The 20,239-nt window shown below is 66.9% G+C and carries 20 protein-coding genes; 8 read left to right on the forward strand and 12 right to left on the reverse strand.

What is annotated here, in order from left to right:
• The first annotated feature begins 40 nt into the window (after positions 1-40).
• The 4 genes from HRV97_RS03480 to HRV97_RS03495 all read left to right on the forward strand — a co-directional run bounded on the left by HRV97_RS03480 (position 41) and on the right by HRV97_RS03495 (position 4,623).
• Positions 41-805, forward strand: a complete 765-nt coding sequence (locus HRV97_RS03480) for an SDR family oxidoreductase (protein WP_174192267.1) — start codon at positions 41-43, stop codon at positions 803-805.
• Positions 802-1,959 carry a glycoside hydrolase family 130 protein gene (locus HRV97_RS03485; RefSeq protein WP_174192268.1) on the forward strand — a complete coding sequence of 386 codons (1,158 nt, stop codon included), beginning with the start codon at positions 802-804 and terminating at the stop codon, positions 1,957-1,959. Before HRV97_RS03480 ends, HRV97_RS03485 begins: the two co-directional genes overlap by 4 nt.
• Positions 1,960-1,995: 36 nt before the next feature.
• Positions 1,996-3,132 carry a glycosyltransferase family 4 protein gene (locus HRV97_RS03490; protein ID WP_174192269.1) on the forward strand — a complete coding sequence of 379 codons (1,137 nt, stop codon included), beginning with the start codon at positions 1,996-1,998 and terminating at the stop codon, positions 3,130-3,132.
• A 75-nt stretch (positions 3,133-3,207) separates the two neighbouring features.
• Positions 3,208-4,623 carry a nitronate monooxygenase gene (locus HRV97_RS03495; RefSeq protein ID WP_174192270.1) on the forward strand — a complete coding sequence of 472 codons (1,416 nt, stop codon included), beginning with the start codon at positions 3,208-3,210 and terminating at the stop codon, positions 4,621-4,623.
• A gap of 41 nt (positions 4,624-4,664) precedes the next feature.
• Here HRV97_RS03495 and HRV97_RS03500 read toward each other — a convergent pair whose 3' ends face one another.
• Entirely contained in the window at positions 4,665-4,853 is a 189-nt protein-coding gene (locus HRV97_RS03500) for a hypothetical protein (RefSeq protein WP_174192271.1), read from the reverse strand.
• A 282-nt stretch (positions 4,854-5,135) separates the two neighbouring features.
• The gene (locus HRV97_RS03505) at positions 5,136-6,134 is read right to left on the reverse strand and encodes a 2-hydroxyacid dehydrogenase (protein ID WP_174192688.1); all 999 of its coding nucleotides are present in this window, start codon (positions 6,132-6,134) and stop codon (positions 5,136-5,138) included.
• 160 nt (positions 6,135-6,294) lie between these two features.
• Between HRV97_RS03505 and HRV97_RS03510 the strand changes: the two genes are divergently transcribed.
• From HRV97_RS03510 to HRV97_RS03525, 4 genes are read left to right on the forward strand one after another with little or no spacing between them, the layout of a single operon-like run.
• Positions 6,295-6,780 carry an SH3 domain-containing protein gene (locus tag HRV97_RS03510; protein WP_174192272.1) on the forward strand — a complete coding sequence of 162 codons (486 nt, stop codon included), beginning with the start codon at positions 6,295-6,297 and terminating at the stop codon, positions 6,778-6,780.
• The gene (gene nadC / locus HRV97_RS03515; protein WP_174192273.1) at positions 6,777-7,622 is read left to right on the forward strand and encodes a carboxylating nicotinate-nucleotide diphosphorylase; all 846 of its coding nucleotides are present in this window, start codon (positions 6,777-6,779) and stop codon (positions 7,620-7,622) included. The genes HRV97_RS03510 and nadC overlap by 4 nt, the downstream gene beginning before the upstream one ends.
• A gap of 27 nt (positions 7,623-7,649) precedes the next feature.
• Positions 7,650-8,078, forward strand: a complete 429-nt coding sequence (locus HRV97_RS03520; RefSeq protein WP_174192274.1) for a hypothetical protein — start codon at positions 7,650-7,652, stop codon at positions 8,076-8,078.
• Positions 8,075-8,800: a ribonuclease T2 family protein gene (locus HRV97_RS03525; RefSeq protein WP_174192275.1), complete on the forward strand. Its 726-nt coding sequence runs from the start codon at positions 8,075-8,077 to the stop codon at positions 8,798-8,800. Before HRV97_RS03520 ends, HRV97_RS03525 begins: the two co-directional genes overlap by 4 nt.
• Before the next feature lie 400 nt (positions 8,801-9,200).
• Here the strand turns inward: HRV97_RS03525 and HRV97_RS03530 are convergent, their stop codons facing one another.
• From HRV97_RS03530 to HRV97_RS03575, 10 genes are all read right to left on the reverse strand, one after another.
• Positions 9,201-10,379, reverse strand: a complete 1,179-nt coding sequence (locus HRV97_RS03530; RefSeq protein WP_174192690.1) for a vWA domain-containing protein — start codon at positions 10,377-10,379, stop codon at positions 9,201-9,203.
• Between the two features lie 62 nt (positions 10,380-10,441).
• Positions 10,442-11,005, reverse strand: coding sequence for a CHAP domain-containing protein (locus tag HRV97_RS03535; RefSeq protein ID WP_174192276.1), 564 nt, complete (start codon positions 11,003-11,005; stop codon positions 10,442-10,444).
• Between the two features lie 59 nt (positions 11,006-11,064).
• Positions 11,065-11,979 carry a helix-turn-helix domain-containing protein gene (locus HRV97_RS03540; RefSeq protein WP_174192277.1) on the reverse strand — a complete coding sequence of 305 codons (915 nt, stop codon included), beginning with the start codon at positions 11,977-11,979 and terminating at the stop codon, positions 11,065-11,067.
• Positions 11,980-12,047: 68 nt separating this feature from the next.
• Entirely contained in the window at positions 12,048-12,902 is an 855-nt protein-coding gene (locus HRV97_RS03545) for an AAA family ATPase (protein WP_174192278.1), read from the reverse strand.
• Positions 12,903-12,972: 70 nt separating this feature from the next.
• Positions 12,973-13,626, reverse strand: coding sequence for a DUF6975 family protein (locus tag HRV97_RS03550; RefSeq protein ID WP_174192279.1), 654 nt, complete (start codon positions 13,624-13,626; stop codon positions 12,973-12,975).
• Positions 13,627-13,865: 239 nt separating this feature from the next.
• Complete coding sequence (locus tag HRV97_RS03555) at positions 13,866-14,759, reverse strand: hypothetical protein (RefSeq protein ID WP_174192280.1); 894 nt, start codon at positions 14,757-14,759, stop codon at positions 13,866-13,868.
• A 173-nt stretch (positions 14,760-14,932) separates the two neighbouring features.
• The gene (rpoD, locus tag HRV97_RS03560; protein ID WP_174192281.1) at positions 14,933-16,963 is read right to left on the reverse strand and encodes an RNA polymerase sigma factor RpoD; all 2,031 of its coding nucleotides are present in this window, start codon (positions 16,961-16,963) and stop codon (positions 14,933-14,935) included.
• Positions 16,963-18,858, reverse strand: a complete 1,896-nt coding sequence (gene dnaG, locus HRV97_RS03565) for a DNA primase (RefSeq protein ID WP_174192282.1) — start codon at positions 18,856-18,858, stop codon at positions 16,963-16,965. Before dnaG ends, rpoD begins: the two co-directional genes overlap by 1 nt.
• Positions 18,859-18,960: 102 nt before the next feature.
• Positions 18,961-19,584, reverse strand: a complete 624-nt coding sequence (locus tag HRV97_RS03570) for a peptidylprolyl isomerase (protein WP_174192283.1) — start codon at positions 19,582-19,584, stop codon at positions 18,961-18,963.
• 1 nt (position 19,585) lies between these two features.
• The gene (locus HRV97_RS03575; RefSeq protein WP_174192284.1) at positions 19,586-20,134 is read right to left on the reverse strand and encodes a hypothetical protein; all 549 of its coding nucleotides are present in this window, start codon (positions 20,132-20,134) and stop codon (positions 19,586-19,588) included.
• Positions 20,135-20,239 lie beyond the last annotated feature (105 nt).

Raw genomic sequence — 20,239 nt, forward strand, 5'->3', positions numbered from 1 at the left:
TCGCTCGGGCGTCTCGGCGGCTGAACAAACAGGACGCGCCATGTCCGAGACCACCATTGCCGATGCCCACACCGCCGTGTTGCCGCTCACGGGTCGGCGCGCCGTCATCAGCGGCGGGTCGACCGGGATCGGTCGCGCGATCGCGGTGCTGCTTGCCAGCGAGGGCGCGCGCGTGTTCATCGGCGGGCATGAGCAGGAACAACTCGACGATGCGCTGAGCCGGATCCGCGCGGTGGGCGAGGGTGACGGTGCGGCTCTCGACCTGTCCGAGCCCGACAACGTCGGGCGCTTCCTGGATGCCGCGCGTGAGGCGATGGGCGGATACGACATCGTCGTCGCCAATGCAGCGGTCGGAGCCAGCGGGCTGACCGAGATGGACGAACCGACGCTGCGTCACGCGATCTCGCTCAACTTCACGCACTATCTGCTGCTCGCACAGCGGGCCGCGGCAGCGATGGGCGACGAGGGCGACATTGTGCTGATCGGGTCGATGAGTGCTTATGTGCTCGGGCCGCACTCGACCGTCTATGCCGGGATCAAGGCAGGCATCCAGGGCTTCTCGGTCGCGCTGCGCCGCGAATTGGGCGTGAAGGGCATCCGCGTCGCGCTGGTGGAGCCCGGCATGACTGGCTCGACGATGCAGGAGCCCGACATATCGCCCGAGGAACAGCGCGCGCAGATCGGCGAGGAGAAGATGTTGCGCGCCGAGGATATCGCCGCGGGCGTTCATTATCTGCTGACGCAACCGCGCCGCACCGTAATCCAGCGGCTGACGATCAGCCCGCGCGCGCAGGATGGCGAATGACGCAAGCCGCGCCCTCCTTCGCGCACGACGCGCTGATCCTCGATCCGCGCGACATCGATCTGTCGCGCTCGCCGCTCGCGGGCAAGATCGATGCCGAGACCTACGTGCTCGGCGCGTTCAACCCGGGGCTGACGCGGCTGCCGAATGGCAATCTGCTGATGATGGTGCGCGTCGCCGAAGCCTTGCGCCACCCGATCAAGGACGGCCACGTTCACGCGATCCGCTGGGACGAAGGCGCCTACGTGCTCGACGCGTGGCCGCTGCAACTCGTCGACACCAAGGATCCGCGTAAGTTCATGATGCGCGGCGGCGGGTGGAAGGTGATGGCGCTTACCTCGCTGTCGTGGCTGCTGCCGGTCGAGCTGAACGCGGACGGCACCCGCGTGGAGGCGATCCACTATGACCGTGCGATCGCGCCACGCCGTGCCTATCAATGCTACGGTGTCGAGGACGCGCGGATCAGTCGCGTCGACGGGCGCTATTACATGACCAGTTGCTCGGTCAGCCCGGAGCGGCACTCGACCACGCTCTACACCAGCGACGACGCGCTCGACTGGCAGCTAGAGGGGATCGTGCTCGATCACCAGAACAAGGACATGTTGATCTTCGAAGGCAAGGTCGCCGACAAGTTCTGGGCGCAGACGCGGCCGCTCGGCGATCTCTACTTTGCGTATCCGCCCGCCTCGCCGTGGCGCGCAGGGCCGTCGATCAACCTCGCGACTTCGCCCGATGCGCTTCACTGGAAACCGTATGACGAACCCGGCATCCGCCCGCACGCGGCCACCGTCGCGACCGCGCGGATGGGCGGCGGCGCGCAACCGGTGCGCGCGAGCATCGAGGGGCAGGAGGGCTGGCTGACCTTGTGGCACGGCGTCGAGCCGAGCGGCGTAGTCGGCATCTATCGCACCTACTGGACGCTGCTCGACCTCGACGACCCGTCGCGCACGATCGCGACCTGCCATACGCCGCTGCTCGAACCGGCACCGGCGCTGACCGAGCCGCTGCGCGACGCGATGTACCTCGACGACGTCGTCTTCACGACCGGCATCGTCGACGGCGGCGATAACTGGATCGTGGCGAGCGGGGAGGCCGATCTCGCCTGCCGGATCACGCACGTCCCCAAGGATGCGCTGCGCGCTTCGCCATCGCAGTAGGTGCGCGTTAGCGTGTCGCCGGCTATGCCCACGCGCATGACCCGGCCAGTTTCAATCCTGCACCTTCATTCGACCTTTGACCTGGGTGGGAAGGAGGCGCGCGCAGTCAGGCTGATGAACGCGTTCGGTGATCGCGCGCGGCACACGATCGTGTCGTCGATGCCCGAGGCTCTCAGCGCACGCGCGCGGATCGACCGTTGGATCAGCTTCGAGATCGCGCAGAACGCGCCGTCCTTGACCGGCAAACCCTCGGTCGCGCGCTACGAGGCGATCGCACGCTACATGCGCGGGTTCGATCTGGTGCTGACGTACAATTGGGGCGCGATCGACGGCGTGATGGCGCGGCGCGTGTTTCCCAAAGGCGCACCGCCGCTGATCCATCACGAGGACGGCTTCAACGCCGACGAGGCTGCGGGCCTGAAGCGCGAGCGGAATATATATCGCCGCCTCGCACTCGGCGCGGCGCACGCGCTCGTGGTGCCGTCCGAGAGCCTTGAGCAGATCGCGCTCGATACCTGGAAGCAGCCCCGCGTACGCGTCCACCGCATCCTGAACGGCATCGCGACCGGGCTCTACGCGAAGGATCCGGAGCCGAAGGCGATCCCAGGCTTCGTGCGTCGCGCGAACGAGGTGGTGATCGGCACCGTCGCGGGCCTGCGTGCGGTAAAGGACTTGCCGCAACTCGTCCGCGCGGTCGGCGGCGTGTCGGCGCGGTTCCGCCTGGTGATCGTGGGTGAGGGGCCGGAGAAGGCCGCGATCGAGCAGGCGGCGCTCGCGATGGGGATCGACGGTCGGCTGGTGATGCCGGGCTTTCTCGACCGGCCGTATCGCTTCATGCGCCACTTCGACCTGCTCGCGTTGTCGTCCAAGTCGGAGCAATTTCCGATCAGCGTGGTGGAGGCGATGGCGGCGGGGTTGCCGATCGTCGCGCCTCCGGTCGGCGACGTGCGCGCGATGGTGGCGGAGGAAAATGCGCCTTTCATCACCGAGCATCATGGCGAGGTCCGCCTGCGCGACGCGATCCAGGCGCTCGCGGCCGATCCCGATCTGCGCCGCCGTGTCGGGCAAGCCAATCAGGTAAAGGCGCGCGCGCTGTTTGACGAAGAAACGATGATCGCGCGCTACGCCCGTCTCTACGCCGAGGCGATGGGCCGTCCGGGGGTGCTCGGCTGACGCGCAACGCTATCGCCTTGTCCTATCTTTGGTTTATAGCGGTCCGAATTACTAACCTCGGGAAGTGACAGCAGCGTGTTCAAGGGCCTGAACCCCATCGTCTATGCCGGTCGTGAAGTCTGGCCGTTGGTGGAGGGCGGAAAAGGCGTCGCTGCGACCAACCACGCCTCTGCCGGCGCGTGGGCCGCGGCGGGGGGCATCGGCACCGTCTCGGCGGTCAATGCCGACAGCTACGATCCCGAGGGCAAGATCATCCCGCAGGTGTATCGCGCGCTGACCCGGCGCGAGCGGCACGAGGAACTGATCGCTTATGCGATCGAGGGCGCGGTGCAGCAGGTCCAACGCGCGTGGGAGATCGCGGGCGGCGCCGGTAACAATCGGGGCGCGATCAACATCAACGTGCTGTGGGAAATGGGCGGCGCGCAGCGCGTGCTCCAGGGCGTGCTCGAGCGGACCAAGGGCATGGTGGCGGGCGTCACCTGCGGCGCGGGCATGCCGTACAAATTGTCCGAGATCGCGGCATCGTACAACGTCAACTATCTGCCGATCGTGAGTTCGGGTCGTGCGTTCCGTGCCTTGTGGAAGCGCGCCTATTCCAAGGTATCGGAACTGCTCGGCGCCGTGGTGTACGAGGATCCGTGGCTGGCGGGCGGGCATAACGGCCTGTCGAACGCCGAGGACCCGCTGCGCCCCGAGGACCCGTATCCGCGCGTCAAGGCACTGCGCGACACGATGCGCGAGGGCGGCATCCCTGACACGACCCCGATCGTGATGGCGGGCGGTGTCTGGTATTTGCGCGACTGGAACGAGTGGATCGACAATCCCGAGCTCGGCCAGATCGCCTTTCAATACGGCACGCGCCCGCTGCTGACGCGCGAGAGCCCGATCCCCGACGATTGGAAGCAGCGGCTGATGACCGTGGAGGAGGGCGATGTGCTGCTCCACCGCTTCTCGCCGACCGGCTTCTATTCGTCCGCGGTGCGCAACCCGTTCCTGCGGAGCCTGGAAGCGCGCTCCGAGCGGCAGATCGCCTTCTCGACGCAGGAAGCGGGCGACCACGTCTTTCAGCTCGATGTCGGCGTCAAGGGCAAGAATTTCTGGGTGACGCGCAATGACTTGCTGCGTGCGCGGCAATGGTTCGGTGAGGGGTTCACCGATGCGCTCAAGACGCCGGACAATACGCTGGTGTTCGTGTCGCCGCCCGAGAAGGCGGAGATCCGCAAGGACCAAGCCGATTGCATGGGCTGCCTGTCGCAATGCCTGTTCTCGAGCTGGGCCGATACCGAGACGAACTCGACCGGGCGGCTCGCCGATCCGCGCAGCTTCTGCATACAGAAGACGCTGCAGGAAATCGCGCACGGTGGCGACGTCGATCAGAATCTGATGTTTGCGGGACACGCCGCGTACAATTTCAAGCGCGACCCGTTCTACTCGAACGGTTACGTGCCGAGCGTCAAGGAACTGGTCGACCGTATCCTAACGGGCGACTGACGTACGTCGGGACCGCGCCCGAGAGCGCGGCCCCGCCCGGATCAGTCGACGACGGTGCCGACCACCGCACCACCGGCGCCACCGACCGCCGCGCCTTTCTCGACATTGCCGCCCGTTGCGGCGGCGACGCCGGCGCCACCCGCTCCGCCGATTGCGGCGCCCTTGAGCGTCGAGCAGGCCGAGGTGGAAAGGGCAGCGAGGCCGAGGACGGCGGTGAGGGCGATGCGCATGGAATGGCTCCGGTTCGTTGGGGGAGCCGGGTGAATGACGCGTGCCGCGCGATGTTCCCGCGGGCAATGCTTCGTCACGGCCGCGACAATCATCTCCGCCGCGTCACACTGTCCACATAGCAGGGTCGCGCGTGGCGGTGAGCACGATGATTCCTCAAGCTGAGCTCCTCGATGGTTTACCGCGCAAGCCTTGATCATCACGCCGCTCGTGCGTAGCGGGAGGTTGTCCACGTGACCAACGCGTTGCTGTTCAGCCGCAGACGCTGCGCCGGAGATTGATCGTCAGGCCCAGCCTTCGAGTACCTGATCGGGCGGGCGGTGGCCGTCGGCCCACATGCGAATGTTGGCGATCACCTTGTCGCCGCTCGCTACCCGTCCCTCATAGGTAGCCGAGCCCATATGCGGGGTCATAACGACGTTGGGCAGCGCGAGCAGCCGCGGGTCGATGCGCGGTTCGTGCTGCCACACGTCGAGCCCCGCGCCCGCGAGCCGCTTGTTCTCCAGCGCATCGACCAGCGCATCCTCGTCGAGGATGCCGCCGCGGCTGGCGTTGATGACGAACACGTGTGGGCGCAGCAGCGCAATTCGGCGGGCGTCGATCAGGTCGCGGCTATCGGCGTTGAGCGGCGTGTGAAGCGTCAGGATGTCGATCGTGCCCAGCATCTCGTCGAGGTTCGGGTGCCACTCCGCGCCGAGCTCGCCCTCCAGCACCTTCGGCAGCCGATGGCGATTGTGGTAGTGGATCGACAACCCGAACGCCCGCGCGCGCCGCGCCACCGCTTGCCCGATCCGCCCCATGCCGACGATGCCGAGCGCCTTGCCCCCGATGCGGTAGCCGAGCATCCCGCCAGGGCTCCACCCGTTCCACTCGCCCGATCGCACGAGCTTTTCCCCCTCGGCGAGCCGCCGCGGGACCGAGACGATCAGCGCCATTGTCATGTCGGCAGTGTCTTCGGTCAGGACGCCGGGCGTGTTGGTGACGATGATCCGCCGCGCGCGTGCCGCCTTCAGATCGATATGGTTCACGCCGGCGCCGAAATTGGCGATCAGCCGCAACCGCTCGCCCGCGCTGGCGAGCAGGTCGGCGTCGATCGTGTCGGTGACCGCGGGAACCAGCACGTCGCAGTCGGCCATGGCGTCAGCGAGTTGTGCGCGCGTCATCGGCTCGTCGCCGCGGTTGTTGGTGGTGTCGAACAGCGCCTCCAGCCGTGTCATCACGGTGTCGGGCAGTTCGCGGGTGACGACCACCTTTGGTTGAGCAACACGGCGCGTGTCGGGCATGACGGTGGCTTGGCGCAGCGATGGCGTATCGTCAACGGCTACCAAGCGGCCGACGCTTTCGGACGGGACAATGGTTGAAGGCAGCGGCGCCACCGGGCAAGGTGGAGCCACGTCGAGCCGGTCCGACAGGGCGTGCCGGTCGAGGGTGGAGTGAGTGCGGATGCGTTTGAGGTTCGGCATCGTCGGGGCGTTCGCCGCGCTGGAGCTCGTGACGGCCGCGCACGCCGCCGAGCCGAAGCAGAAGCCGCCTTATTACGCCTCGATCGCGCCGGCCAAGGCGCGGATGCGCAGCGGACCAGGGCGGACGTATCCCGCGACCTGGCTGTACGTCCGCGCCGACCTGCCGGTGCGCGTGGTCGACACGTTCAAGGAATGGCGCAAGATCGAGGACCCGAGCGGCACGCAAGGCTGGTTCCTCGGCACGCTGGTGAGCAGCACCCGCACCGCAATCGTGCAAGGCGACGTGCCGGCCGCGATGCATGAACGGCGCGGCGGAGGAAAGCTGCTGTGGCGCGCGGCGCCGGGCGTGGTCGGGCGGTTGAGCCAATGCCAGTCGGGCTGGTGCCGTTTCGATGTCAAAGGACAGGCCGGATGGATCGAGACCAACCGTCTGTGGGGCGTGGAGCCGACCGAGGTGCTGCCGTGACGTTCGTGCTCGACGGCTTTGATCTCGATGCATTCGTATCGGCGACGCTGGCGGAGGATCTGGGGGAGGGCGGGGACGTCACCTCCGCCGCGGTGATCCCGGCCGAAGCTCGATTTGCCGCCGTGATGGACAGCCGTGATGCGATCACGGTGGCGGGGCTGGAGATTGCGGCGGCGTTCTTCCGTCGGCTCGATCCCGATGCCGAGGTCGAGTCGCTCGTTGCCGACGGTGACCGGGTGGGTAAGGGGGCCAAGCTGATGCGCGTCGAGGGGAATGCGCGCGCGCTGCTGACGGCGGAGCGGTCGGCGCTCAACACGGTGCAGCATCTGTCGGGGATTGCGACGCTGACACGCGCCTATGTCGACGCGATCACGGGCACCGGCGCGACGTTGCTCGACACGCGCAAGACGATCCCGGGACTGCGGCGGCTGGAAAAATACGCGACCCGGATGGGTGGGGCGACCAACCATCGCATGGGGCTGTGGGACGCGGCGATGATCAAGGACAATCACGTCGCAGTGGCGGGCGGCGTTGCGGAGGCCGCGGCGCGCGCCAAGGCGGCGGGGGTCGCGCGGATCATCGTCGAGGTCGACCGGGTCGACCAGATCGAGCCTGCGCTCGCCGCGGGTGCGACGCACCTGCTGCTCGACAACATGGCGCCCGCCACCTTGCGCGGCGCGGTGACGCTGGTCGGCGGACGCGTGCCGACCGAGGCGTCGGGCGGGGTCACGCTGGAGACGATCCGCGCGATCGCCGAGAGCGGGGTCGACTTCGTCAGCGTCGGACGTATCACGCAGTCGGCACCGGCCGCCGATATCGGCCTCGACTTCGTGTTGGTGTGAGGCGGGCGGAACATGGAAAGGGAGCGGATGCAGCGACCAGCGTCGATCGTACGGTTCGAGCAATTCTACCTCGCGAGCCTGGCAGCCTCGCTGATCTCTTGGTTCGTCGAGTGGCCGTTGATGGAGGCGAGGCTCGCCGCCAATCCGCAGACGGCGGCGTTCGGCTGGATGTTGAGCGTGATGCTTGTGCTGAATGTCGCAGTGTCGCTGCTGCTGTGGTTCTTCACCGCGAGACGCGCGAGCGTGGTGGCGAAGTGGATCGTGGTGGTGTTCGCCGGCCTGTCGGTGCTGCGTCTGCTGCTCAATTTGCCCGCCGCGTTGCAGGGTGCGCTGAGTGCGACCTCGCTCATCCTGGCGCTGGTCACGACGGGGTTGAGCGTCGCGGCGGCGGCGCTGCTGTTCCGGACCGATGCGCGCGCATGGTTCGGCGAGGACGTAGTGGGAGAGGTCGAATGAGCCATTCGTGGTTGGTGGCGATGGCGGGTGTCGCCGCGCTGGTGCCCGCGGTGGCGAGTGCGCAGGCCAATGCGTGCCGCATACCCTCCACGATCGAGCGGCCGCGTGCCGACCTGCCGTCGGCGAGCCAGCCGGTGCGCCGACTGCCGATCGGCAGCTACACGCTGGCGATCAGCTGGAGCCCGGAATATTGCCGGTCGCGCAGCAGCGATCGCGGCGGGCGCAGCGATCTGCAATGCGGCGGCGGGAACGACTTCGGATTCGTGCTGCACGGGCTGTGGCCCGACGGTACGGGCAAGCAATGGCCGCAATATTGCCAGGCGACGCCGATCCTGCCGACCGCGCTGATCCGCCAGCATCTGTGCGCGACGCCGTCGCCGCAGTTGATGCAGCATGAATGGGCGAAGCACGGGACGTGCATGCCGGGCACGTCGCCGCAAGCATATTTCGCGCGCTCGACCGCGATGTTCGAGCGGTTGCGTTTTCCCGACATGGATGCGCTGTCGCGGCGACCGCTGACGGTCGGTTCGTTCGCGCGACAGTTCGCTTCCGTGAACCGGTTGCCGGCGGGGTCGGTGCGCGTGACGACCAAGAAGGCGGGTTGGCTCGATGAGCTGTGGCTCTGCACCGACACGCGCTTCCGTTACGTGGCGTGTGACGCTGAGCAGGGTGGCGGCGCACCGGCGGGGCAGCGGCTGCGGATCTGGCGCGGGTATCGCTGAGCCGCGGAAGGTCACGCGAAGGTCACACCAACGCGGGTTGTTGCGGTTGGCTTCGGTGGGAGCAGAACGCCGCCGAGGTGGCGGCCTGAGGCGCAGGCACGCGGGCCGCTCAAGCTGAGGTGAGAAAGAGCGCGGACGGTATGGCTGCGTTCGCGGCTGTAGAACAGCAGAGCGCGCCGGCGGATGCGATAGGTCATTCGTCGCCGAACGGAAAGCTGTGGTCGGACGTATGGCGGCGGGATGGGTCGAGGCTGTCGCCGTGTGCGCCGATGTGCGGGATTGCGCCGAGCGGTGCGCAATCGGGTGTCGGTCTGGACGGGGCGTGACGTGGCGGGATGGACCCTGAAACGAGTTCAGGGTGACGTAAGAAGGGGGCAGCCTTCCTTGGCTGCGATGCTCGTCACCGCTTGCGCGTCAGTTCGCGCATCGCTTCGTCCAGCCCGTCGAGGGTCAGCGGGTACATCCGGTCGGCGATCAGCTCGCGGATGATCTTGGTCGACTGCGAATAGCCCCATTGCGCCTTAGGCGTGGGGTTGAGCCACACCGCCGCGGGGTAGGTGGTGGTGAGGCGTTGCATCCACACGGCACCTGCTTCCTCATTGAAATGCTCGACTGAGCCGCCGGGATGCGTGATCTCGTACGGGCTCATCGCGGCGTCACCGACGAAGATCAGTTTGTAGTCGTGCGGAAATTTGTGGAGCACGTCCCACATCGGCGTGCGCTCGGCGAAGCGGCGCTTGTTGTCTTTCCACACGCCCTCGTACGGGCAATTGTGAAAGTAGAAGAATTCGAGGTTCTTGAATTCGGTCGTCGCGGCGGAGAACAGTTCCTCGCACAGCTTGATGAACGGGTCCATCGAGCCCCCGACGTCGAGGAACAGCAGCAGCTTGACCGCATTGCGGCGCTCGGCGCGCATGTGGACGTCGAGCCAGCCCTGCCGCGCGGTGCCGGCGATCGTGGCATCGATGTCGAGCTCGTCGAGCGCGCCCTCGCGCGCGAACTTGCGTAGTCGCCGCAGCGCGATCTTGATGTTGCGGGTGCCGAGCTCGCGCGTGCTGTCGAGGTTCTTGAACTCGCGCTGGTCCCAGACCTTTAGCGCGCGCTTGTGCTTGCTCTCGCCGCCGATGCGAACGCCTTCGGGGTTGTAGCCCGAATTACCGTAAGGGCTGGTGCCGCCGGTGCCGATCCACTTGTTGCCGCCCTGGTGGCGCTTTTCCTGTTCTTCCAGCCGCTTCTTGAGCGTTTCCATGATCTCGTCCCAGGAGCCGAGCGACTTGATCGCTTCCATCTCCTCGGGGCTGAGATACTTCTCCGCTACCGCCTTGAGCCAATCGGCGGGGACCTCCGCCTCGTTCGTCGCGAAGCTGGTTTCCAGCCCCTTGAACACCTTGGCGAAGACCTGGTCGAACTTGTCGAGCAGTCCCTCGTCCTTCACGTAGACCGCGCGCGAGAGGTAGTAGAATTCCTCCGGATTGCGCTCGATCACCTCGGCGTTGAGCGCTTCGAGCAGGATCAGATGCTCCTTCATGCTGGCCGGGATGCCGGCAGCGCGGAGCTCGTCGAGGAAGTGGAGAAACATGCGTACGATGATGCCGCGCGCGGACATTGGTGTCGAGCGCGGTTTACGCGCGCCCGTTCAGGTCAGTGCCCACCCGCGCCCGGCACATAGGCGTCGATCAGCGCGCCGACGAAATCGGGATTACGCCCGGTCAGCTCGCGCGCGGTGTCACCGGTGCCGTAGATGAAGCCCTTAACCGGATAGATGCTGCCGCCGAGGCCGTCCGAATCCTTGTACCAGACCTTGACCCGGCTCCAGTCATTGTCGTCGGACACGTCGTAGAGCGTCACGTCCTGCTCGGCGTGGCCGCGCTCGCCGTTCTGACGCGACCAATTGGCGTGGGTGAGCATCAGCACGCGGTCCTCGACCACGCGGCTGACCACCGCGACATGGCCCAGACGGAGCTGGTTTGTCTTGGAGAAGACGATCACCGCGCCGACCTTGGGCGTGTGGCCACGCTTGTAACGACCGTCTGCCTGATCCCACCACGTCCAGGCGTCACCGTAGATCTGGATGCCCGAGGCGGCGCGCGCGAACGGCACGCACTGGCCGACATAATCGAGCAGGGTGGCAGAGGCCGGCGCCGATGCGACCAGGGCAGCGAGCGCGGTAGCCAGAGCGATGCACGTGGGGGGAACGCGAACCATGACCCTTTGGTATCGCGCTTATTGTAAGGACGCGTTTGACGGGCATGGTTAGCGCGGCGTTACCCGTGTTCTGCCATCCTGGCCGCCGCCCGCGCGACGTCGCGACGCGCGCGCATGATCGCGCGCACATAAGGGTTGTTGCGTTGCAGAAAGCGCCGGGGCGTGGTGTCGAGAAACCGCCTGGCATCGCGCAGAAAGTGCGACTTGTCGAAATAGGTCGGCGCGATGTTGCTGTAATCGGCGCCATCGGCGAGCATCATGCGCAGCAGCGATCGCATGAACCGCGCGCGAACCAGCAGCAACTTGGGCGGGTAACCGAAGAAGCGGATCGACAGTCGCCTGAGCGCTGCGGGCGTCAGGCCGAGATGCTCGCTGGCCGAGGCGATGTCTTCGGTCTGCTCGTCGGCGATCAGGGCTTCGAGACCGCGGATCACGTCCTCGTGCGGCGTCGGGGGCAGGAGGTGCGCGCGCAGGAACGAGTCGAGGATCGCGGCAAAGTCGGTGGTCAGGTCCGCGGCGCGCAACTGTTCAACCAAGGCGTCGACCGCGGGGGCGGGCAACAATGTCGAGAGCGACACGACCTGATCGCGAACCGCCGCGGCCGAGATGGTGAACAGCCGCGACCAGCCGAGCGGCGTGATGCCGATGCCGACCGTGACGCCACCGTGCGTGGTCGTCTGCATCGCACGCGTCGTGGTGCCGTAGAGCGCGGCGGCAGGCAGCGGATCGTAGCAGCGCGGGCCTAGCCGCACCGAGATTGGACCGCGCGTCAGCGCGATCCGGATCATCGGCCAGGATGGCAGCGGATAACTGACGGCGCCGGCATGAACCTGCGCATCCGAATCGAGCACGTGATAATTGGTGAAGAAGCCGCGCAGATCGGGCGCGGGCAGTTCGATGCGTAGCGCGGTCGCGGAAGGCAGACCCCAATCGCGCGCATCGACCCCCGCGACGCTCGTTCCGCTCTCGATCATCCAATCCCCGCCGCGCCCAGTGAAGGAGCGCGGCTAGCAGGCGATCGAGATCAGGGAAAGCGGCCGTTTCAGCCCTTGTTCGTCTGTCGCCGCGCCATGAAGGCGAGGCGTTCGAACAGCATCACGTCCTGCTCGTTCTTGAGCAGCGCGCCGTGCAGCGGCGGGATCGCCTTGGTCGGGTCGCGGTTCTGCAGCACATCGAGCGGCATGTCCTCGTGCAGCAGCAGGCGGAGCCAGTCGAGCAGCTCGCTGGTCGAAGGCTTCTTCTTGAGGCCTGGCACCTCGCGGACGTCGTAGAAGATGTCCATCGCGCGGCTCACCAGCATCTTCTGGATACCGGGGAAGTGGACGTCGACGATCGCCTGCATCGTGTCACGGTCGGGGAATTTGATATAATGGAAGAAGCAGCGGCGCAGGAACGCGTCGGGCAGCTCCTTTTCGTTGTTCGAGGTGATGACGACGATCGGGCGCTCGACCGCGCGCACCGTCTCCTTCGTCTCGTAGACGTGGAACTCCATGCGATCGAGTTCCTGGAGCAGGTCGTTCGGGAACTCGATATCGGCCTTGTCGATCTCGTCGATCAGGAGGACCGGCGGGGACGGGCGGGTGAACGCCTCCCACAATTTGCCGCGGCGGATGTAGTTGGCGATGTCGTGAACGCGCTCGTCGCCGAGCTGTCCGTCGCGCAGGCGCGCGACCGCATCATATTCGTAGAGGCCCTGCTGCGCCTTAGTGGTGGATTTAACGTTCCACTCGATCAGCTCGGCGTTCGCCGCCTTGGCGATCTCGTGCGCAAGCACGGTCTTGCCGGTGCCGGGCTCACCCTTGACCAGCAGCGGGCGGCGCAGCGTGACCGCGGCGTTGACCGCGACCTTCAGATCGTCGGTCGCGACGTAGTTCTGCGTTCCCTGAAAGCGCTGCATGAACGATCCGCTCCTGTGTCGTGTGGTGACCGGGATAGCGGACGCGCGCGGCGGGATGCAAGCGGGCGACTTACTCGCGATCGCGCGCGGAGGCACGGGCCTCGAGCAGGTGCCACAGGCCGCGGTGCTGCGCGAGCAATTGCTCGGCGCCGAACAGCATGGCGCGCTCGATCGATACCGGCAGCGTGGCTTGCGCCAGCAGCGCCTCGATCTGCCGCGCGATATCGTCGGTTCCGTTCGTCCACGTGCCGAACAACCGTCGCGCGGCATTATCGAGCACGGCGCGGACCGCCACCCAGTCGAGCGTCAACGCGACCGCCGCGCCCAGCGCGCAACCGGCGCGATCGGAATTGGCGAGCCGGTCGAGTACCTGGCGCTGCGTCAGCAGGGCGGCCTCGGCCGCGGCGTGGCCGGGGGTCGAGGGGCTGGGTCCGACATCGGCGGCGAGGCGCGCGATCAGCGCGCGCTCGTCCGCGCGGACCGCGGAGATGCGCGACATCCAATGCTGGAGCGCGGGATCGGCGATCGCGAGCTGTGGTGCGCGCCGTTCGGGCGCACCGTGCACGGTGCAGAGCGCGTGCACCGCGTCGGCGAGGTCACGCATCGACGCAACGGGACGGGTGAGCAGAACGGCGTGCGGGACCGCGGCGGTACCGTCACCGGCGACGAGCGACGCGATCGTTCGCCCGCCGATCGCCAATGCTCCGCCTCGTGCAACAACCACTCGCGCCTCCGCCTCCACGTCCAATGCCTGCTCCCCCGATACCGTTTTGATAGCGCGCGAGTGTGAAGGCGGCGTTTACGCAGAGAATCGCAGGACTTTGGCCGAGTCGTTCCGTCGGGTGTATGGCTCGCTTGGTCGTTGGTTTGCGCGGCTGGTGCGGCTGCCGCGCGATCTTTGAGGCTCAAGCGCCGCGCTCTCTTATATCGGCAAACTGGCGGATGGGGGTGGTAGGTTGCAGGTCAGGCCGCGATCGGCGTGAGCAGAACGCAGATCTCCTCGACGCGGCCGCTGCGTTCGACGGGCGCGAGGCCGAGCGCGACCGGCATCGCGGTCGCACCGTGAACGAGCAGGCTGGCGCGGGTGCCGACTGACGCTGCGTTGGCGGAGACATATTCAATCATGTCACCGACCCGTGCCCGATCACCGACCGCGATCAGCGTCAGGAAACGGGCGGTGGCGAGTTGCTCGGCGGTGGTGCCGGTCATGCGCGCCAGTGCAGCGTCGGGCTCGACCAGGTAACCCCGCGGGTTGACGCGGGCGCGCGCGGCGACGTTCGACACCTCGATCGCGCGTTCTAGCGCGCGCAGATCGGCGGTCCGAGCGCGCGCTTCCTCCTGCGCGGTGGCATCGCGCGCGATCAGGATGCATCCGTCGGGGATCGGATCGACTCGGGCGTGAAGCCGGCGGTGCGGGAAGCGGTCGGGCACGAGGTCGAGGGTTTCGGCGGTGCCGCTGTCGAGCACGCGGGTGACGCTGTCTTCGAGGAACAGGCCGCTCGCCTGCGACAGATGCCGTGCGCGCCGAGTCGGCTGCGCATTGTCGCCCAGTCTGACCCGCGCGGCGGCGTTGACGTGGGTGACGCGCGCGTCGGTGCCGAACAACACGATCGTGTCCTCCACCGCGTCGATCACCGGCGCGATCGAGCCGCCGAGCGCGGTGACGCCAGTGCTGTGAGGCGCGCACAGCGAGTCCATCAGCTCGAGCGAGAGCAGGACGAGGCGCAGACGGCCGCGATGATGGATGTAGACCGGAGCGCGCGCCGCGCGATCTTGCCACAGGCCGAAGTGGCGGACGAGGTCGGAGGCGGTGACCTGCTGGTCAGGGCCGAGCTGGGGTAGTGAGCCGTTTTCCATGACTTGCGCAGGTTAGCGCGATGTTGATGGTCGCAGATACGCAGAGCTTGTCCGGAACGGCGGAATCAGCGGTTAATGATGCTCCGGAATGGACAGTCTTGGCGCGAAGAGGCGGGCATTCGGGATCGGAAAAGAAGAGCCGACAAGGTTGTAACCTGCCGGCTCCGTGTTGCTTATTGGTCGAGGAAGCTGCGCATCTTGCGGCTTCGGCTCGGGTGCTTGAGCTTCCTGAGCGCCTTTGCCTCGATCTGGCGGATGCGCTCGCGCGTGACCGAGAATTGCTGGCCGACCTCCTCCAGCGTGTGATCGGTGTTCATGCCGATGCCGAAGCGCATGCGCAGCACGCGCTCCTCGCGCGGGGTGAGCGAGGCGAGGACGCGGGTGACCGTTTCCTTGAGGTTCGCCTGGATCGCCGCGTCGACCGGGATCACCGCGTTCTTGTCCTCGATGAAATCGCCCAAGTGGCTATCTTCCTCGTCACCGATCGGCGTTTCGAGGGAGATCGGCTCCTTGGCGATCTTCATCACCTTGCGCACCTTTTCGAGCGGCATGCTCAGGCGCTCCGCCATCTCCTCGGGCGTGGGCTCGCGGCCCTGCTCGTGGAGGAACTGGCGGCTGGTGCGGACCAGTTTGTTGATCGTCTCGATCATATGGACCGGGATGCGGATCGTGCGCGCCTGGTCGGCGATCGAGCGCGTGATCGCCTGCCGGATCCACCAAGTCGCGTAAGTCGAGAACTTATAGCCGCGGCGATACTCGAACTTGTCCACCGCCTTCATCAGGCCGATGTTGCCTTCCTGAATCAGGTCGAGGAACTGCAATCCACGATTGGTGTACTTCTTCGCGATCGAGATCACGAGGCGCAGGTTGGCTTCGACCATCTCCTTCTTGGCGATGCGCGCCTCGCGCTCCGCCTTTTGCACCATGTTGACGATACGGCGGAACTCGGCGAGCCCCATGCCGGTCTGCTGCGAAATTTCAGAAATCTCGCTGCGGATACGCTCAACGGCGTCGCCCTCGTTGGTGGCGAAGGCGGTCCACTTCTTGTCGAGCCCGGAGACGGTCGACAGGAACGTGTCGTCTAGCTCGTGACCCATGTAGCGCTTGAGGAAGTCGGCGCGGCTGACCTTGTGGCGCTCGGCCAGGCGCAGCATCTGCCCGCCGAGTGCGGTCAGGCGGCGGTTGTACGAGTAGAGCTGGTCGACCAGAAACTCGATCTTCGCCTGATGAAACTGAACGCTCTCGACCTCGGCGGTGAGTTCTTCGCGCAGCTTCTGATACTTGCGCTCGTCCGCGCCCGACAGCTCGTTGCCGCCGCCCATCGCGCCCAAGCGGTTCTCCTGCATCTTGGAGAACTTCTTGTAGAGCGCAGTAATGTTGGCGAACTTCTCCAGCGCCTGTGGCTTGAGCGTTTCCTCCATCTGCGCGAGGCTGAGGGTGTTGTCCTCATCTTCGTCGTCGCTGGGGCGAGGCGCACGCGGCTCACCCGATTCGTCGTCCTCATCGGCCGAAGGCTCCTCGGCGACGTCGTCCTCTTCCTTGAAGGTCGTCCCGGCGGTCTTCTCGCTGATCTCTCCGTCGTCGTCCTCGGCGCCTTCGACCTGCTCGGCCGACGGACCCTTGGACAGCATCGCGTCGAGATCGAGGATCTCGCGCAACTGCATCTGGCCTTCGTTGAGCGCGGTCGACCAGTCGATGATGGCATTGAAGGTGATCGGGCTCTCGCACAGGCCCAGGATCATCGTGTCGCGACCGGCCTCGATCCGCTTGGCGATCGCAATCTCGCCTTCGCGCGACAGAAGCTCGACCGCCCCCATCTCGCGCAGGTACATGCGAACCGGATCGTCGGTGCGATCAACGGTTTCCTTCTTCTTCTCGACGACGGGCGCGCTACTGTCCTGGTCGGCATCGGCGGCCTCGACCTCGTCGTCCTCCTGACGCTCCTCGGTCTCGCCTTCCTCGCCCTGCTCGTCGTTCTCGACGATGTTGATGCCCATCTCGTTCAGCGCCGAGGTCATGTCCTCGATCTGATCGGACGACATCTCACCCTGCGGCAGCGCGTCGTTGAGCTGATCGTAAGTGATGTAGCCACGCTTCTTGGCGCGCGCGATCACCTTCTTGATGTTCGCGTCGTTCAAGTCGATCAGCGGCGCATCCCCGTTGTCCTGAGCCTCGGGTGCTTCCGCCATATTCGCCTTCGCCATCAATTGTCCTCGGTACCTAGCGCGCGGGCGTCTTCGTTCGCCTGCACGAGATTTGCAAGCCGCACGTCCAGCGCCCGTTGTTCGTTCACCAATGCCACTTGCCGCTCAAACGCTTCGTCGGTAAAATGCGCCTGCATCGCGGACGTTGCATCCGCGAGTGCCGCATCCACTTCCGGGCGTGAGACAAGGATCGCAATCGCCTCGTCGAGGTCCTCGCGCGCCTTGTTCTCGTCCGCCGACTTGCGCGTAAACGAATAGGGCATCGTATCGGCCCTCAGCAGATCGGACGCGACCTGTTCGAAACCGGACCGCGCCAATATGGTGACGAGGCGCTGGCTATCAAGCGCCCGATCCTCGAGCGCCACGTCGACCACTGCCTCGAACAGGCGACCGAGCGCGCCGTCGGCGAGCTTCAGGCTGCCGAGCACTTCCATGTGGGTCGCGATCTCGGCCGGGTGTCGGATCAGGCCGGCTAGCACGGCCTTTGCGAGCACGCGGTCGATCCCGCCGGCGGCGCGCACCGCCTTGGCGTCATCGGTGACGGGGGCGGGGGGCGGCGACCATTTCTGCCCGGCGCGGCGCTGCTGATAGGGAAAGAAGGGAGTACGTGGTTGAAGGCCACCCGCACCTTGCCGCCCGCGTGCGAACTGCTGGTCGAAGCGGTGGCGGAATTCAGCGACATATTCGGACTTCACGCTCGGATCGCCGATCGTGTTCGCGAGGTCGGACAGGCGGCGCTTCAAGCCGGCGCGCTGCTCGGGCGTGTCGAGCGGTTCGGCGGCGAGTTCGTGCTTCCACAGCCGCTCGACCAGCGGCTCGGCCTCGCGCACCAGTGCCTCGAACGCGCGTACACCCCCCGACTTCATCAGGTCGTCAGGGTCCTGCCCCTCGGGTAGCGTTACGAAGCTGAGGCTGCGCCCCGGCGCAAGCATCGGCAGCGCGCGGTGCGCGGCACGGATCGCGGCTTTCTGCCCTGCGCTGTCGCCGTCGAGGCAGACGGTGGGCACGTCGACCATCCGCCACAGCCGCTCCAACTGCGCCTCGGTGAGCGCAGTGCCGAGCGGTGCGACGACCTCACCCACGCCGCCTTGTGCGAGTGCGACTGCGTCCATGTAACCTTCGACCACGAATACGCGATCGGCCTTGCGCGCCGCTGCCGAGGCGCGGTCGAGATTGTAGAGCGTGCGGCCCTTGTCGAATAGCGGGGTGTCGGGCGAGTTGAGGTATTTGGGCTCACCGTCTCCGATGATGCGGCCGCCGAACGCGATCACGCGCCCGCGCTGGTCGCGGATCGGGATCATCAGCCGGCCGCGGAAACGGTCGTAGGGTTCCTTGTTGTCGACCTGGATCAGCAGGCCGGCCTCGACCAGCATCGCGTCGCCGAAATCCTTCAGCGCGGTGCGGAGCTTGCCGCGGCTGTCGGGGGCGTAGCCGAAGCCGAAAGTGCGCTGCGTCGCGGTGCTTACCCCCCGGCGGTCGAGCAGGGCGCGTGCTTCCGCGCCGTCGAGTCCGCCGAGCTGCGCAGTGAACCAGTCGGCGGCGGCCTGCATCACGTCGTGGAGCGACTTGGCGCGCTCGGCCTTTTGCGCGGCGCGCGGGTCGGCCTGCGGTACTTCGAGCCCGGCGGTGGCGGCGAGTTCCTTCACCGCGTCGATGAAGGGCAGGCCCTGGTGATCGGTCATCCAGCGGATCGCGTCGCCGTGCGCCGAGCAGCCGAAACAGTGATAGAAGCCCTTCTCGTCGTTGACGTAGAAGCTAGGCGTCTTCTCGTTGTGGAACGGGCAGCAGCCGCGCATCTCGCGGCCAGCGCGGGTCAGCTTGACCGTTTTGCCTACCAGCGCCGACAAATGCGTGCGGCCACGCAGTTCGTCGAGAAAGGCGGGCGAGAGCGACATCGCGCGATTCTACCTATGCCGGATCATGCCCGGCGCGACAATGTGGCGAATGGGTAACGCCCTGAGAGGAAACGACGTAACGAGCCTGCGCGGCGCAGCGGTTCAGGGCTGTCGCCGTGCGCTGGTGATGCGGATCGTCGGGGCGAGCATCTGCCCCTTCATCACCCCCACACCCTCGGTCGGCGACGTAGGGGAGGCGAGGATGCGGCGGATCACGTCCATGCCCTCGACCACGCGGCCGAATACTGCGAAGCCCGGATCATTGTCGTGCGCGTCCATTGATTTCAGGTCGCCGACGACGACGAAGAAGTCGCCGGCGGCAGTGCCCGGCTTCGCCATCGCCATCGACACCGCGCCGTCGACGTGGCTGAGACCGGTCTTGCTGGTCGGCTCGAACGCGACCGGCGGCAGCGTGCGCTTGGGATCGTTGCGGGTGCCGAACTGCGCGAGGCCGTAGCCGTCGCCGACCTTCACCGCGCGGTAGAAGGCGACGCCGTCGAGCTTCTTGCCATCGACGTAGCGCAGGAAATTGGCGGCGGTGAGCGGCGCGTGCGCGCGATCGACCGCGATCACGATCGGTCCGGCGGCGGTGTCGAGCCGGACGTTCACCGGCGCGAGCGCGGGGTTGGTGGCAGCGGCGGACGTCGGCGTCGCAGCAGACGCGGGCGCGCTGACCGGCGCGGGCGTGGTCGCCTGGGCGAGCAGCGCGAGAAACGGCAGGATCATGTTATTTCACCCGAACGATGGTGGCGGGAAGGGTCTGCACCGGCGCGCCGGTCAGCTGCATGACGTAGCGGCCGGGGCGCAGCGGAAAGTCGACCAGCTTGGCGACGCCGGTGCAGCGCGGCCCCATCGCGTGCGCGCTCGACGCGACGCCGGCGCGGCCGCGGATCACGTCCACCCACGCCTTCTGCCCGAGCGCGACGCGGTAGGTGCCGGTGCGTGGCACCTGAAACATGACGAGCCCGGCGTAGCTGCCCGCGGGTGGCGCCTTGCCCGGTGCGATCCGCGGTTGCACCGCGCTCAAGGGGGCGAGCCGCAGGTCGGCGGCGCGGCCGATGCCGAGCACGGGGGCGTTGCGCGGTGCGGTACCGGTGGTGAGCGGCGTGCGCGTGCTCCAGTGCGACAGCTCCGCCGAGATCGCCACGCGGACGTTGGCGCACGAAGGATCGGTCGCCGGGTTCTGCATCGCGGCGGCGGCCGGGTGCGACACGCCGACGGCGGCGGCGATGCCGGCGACCAGAGGTTCGAGCAGCGTGGGCAGGAAACGGACCATTCGGCCGCTCTACCGCCCGGTCGCGCGCGCCGCCAGCCTGCCGTCGCGGCAACTTGCGCGACTGCGGGCGCTGTGTTGAGGGTCGCGCACGCGCAACGGAGCATC

It is taken from the genome of Sphingomonas hominis (assembly GCF_013328205.1).
In the GTDB taxonomy this organism is placed as follows: Bacteria; Pseudomonadota; Alphaproteobacteria; order Sphingomonadales; family Sphingomonadaceae; genus Sphingomonas; species Sphingomonas hominis.

Coding starts and splice junctions, on each gene's coding strand:
- dnaG (WP_174192282.1), bottom strand. CDS start 18,858: ATGTCGCTCTCGCCCGCCTTTCTCGACGAACTGCGTGGCCGCACGCAT.
- rpoD (WP_174192281.1), bottom strand. CDS start 16,963: ATGGCGAAGGCGAATATGGCGGAAGCACCCGAGGCTCAGGACAACGGG.
- HRV97_RS03510 (WP_174192272.1), top strand. CDS start 6,295: ATGCGTTTGAGGTTCGGCATCGTCGGGGCGTTCGCCGCGCTGGAGCTC.
- HRV97_RS03505 (WP_174192688.1), bottom strand. CDS start 6,134: ATGCCCGACACGCGCCGTGTTGCTCAACCAAAGGTGGTCGTCACCCGC.
- HRV97_RS03490 (WP_174192269.1), top strand. CDS start 1,996: ATGACCCGGCCAGTTTCAATCCTGCACCTTCATTCGACCTTTGACCTG.
- HRV97_RS03535 (WP_174192276.1), bottom strand. CDS start 11,005: ATGGTTCGCGTTCCCCCCACGTGCATCGCTCTGGCTACCGCGCTCGCT.
- HRV97_RS03530 (WP_174192690.1), bottom strand. CDS start 10,379: ATGTTTCTCCACTTCCTCGACGAGCTCCGCGCTGCCGGCATCCCGGCC.
- HRV97_RS03545 (WP_174192278.1), bottom strand. CDS start 12,902: ATGCAGCGCTTTCAGGGAACGCAGAACTACGTCGCGACCGACGATCTG.
- HRV97_RS03480 (WP_174192267.1), top strand. CDS start 41: ATGTCCGAGACCACCATTGCCGATGCCCACACCGCCGTGTTGCCGCTC.
- HRV97_RS03555 (WP_174192280.1), bottom strand. CDS start 14,759: ATGGAAAACGGCTCACTACCCCAGCTCGGCCCTGACCAGCAGGTCACC.
- HRV97_RS03525 (WP_174192275.1), top strand. CDS start 8,075: ATGAGCCATTCGTGGTTGGTGGCGATGGCGGGTGTCGCCGCGCTGGTG.
- HRV97_RS03520 (WP_174192274.1), top strand. CDS start 7,650: ATGCAGCGACCAGCGTCGATCGTACGGTTCGAGCAATTCTACCTCGCG.
- HRV97_RS03485 (WP_174192268.1), top strand. CDS start 802: ATGACGCAAGCCGCGCCCTCCTTCGCGCACGACGCGCTGATCCTCGAT.
- HRV97_RS03575 (WP_174192284.1), bottom strand. CDS start 20,134: ATGGTCCGTTTCCTGCCCACGCTGCTCGAACCTCTGGTCGCCGGCATC.
- HRV97_RS03570 (WP_174192283.1), bottom strand. CDS start 19,584: ATGATCCTGCCGTTTCTCGCGCTGCTCGCCCAGGCGACCACGCCCGCG.
- HRV97_RS03540 (WP_174192277.1), bottom strand. CDS start 11,979: ATGATCGAGAGCGGAACGAGCGTCGCGGGGGTCGATGCGCGCGATTGG.
- HRV97_RS03500 (WP_174192271.1), bottom strand. CDS start 4,853: ATGCGCATCGCCCTCACCGCCGTCCTCGGCCTCGCTGCCCTTTCCACC.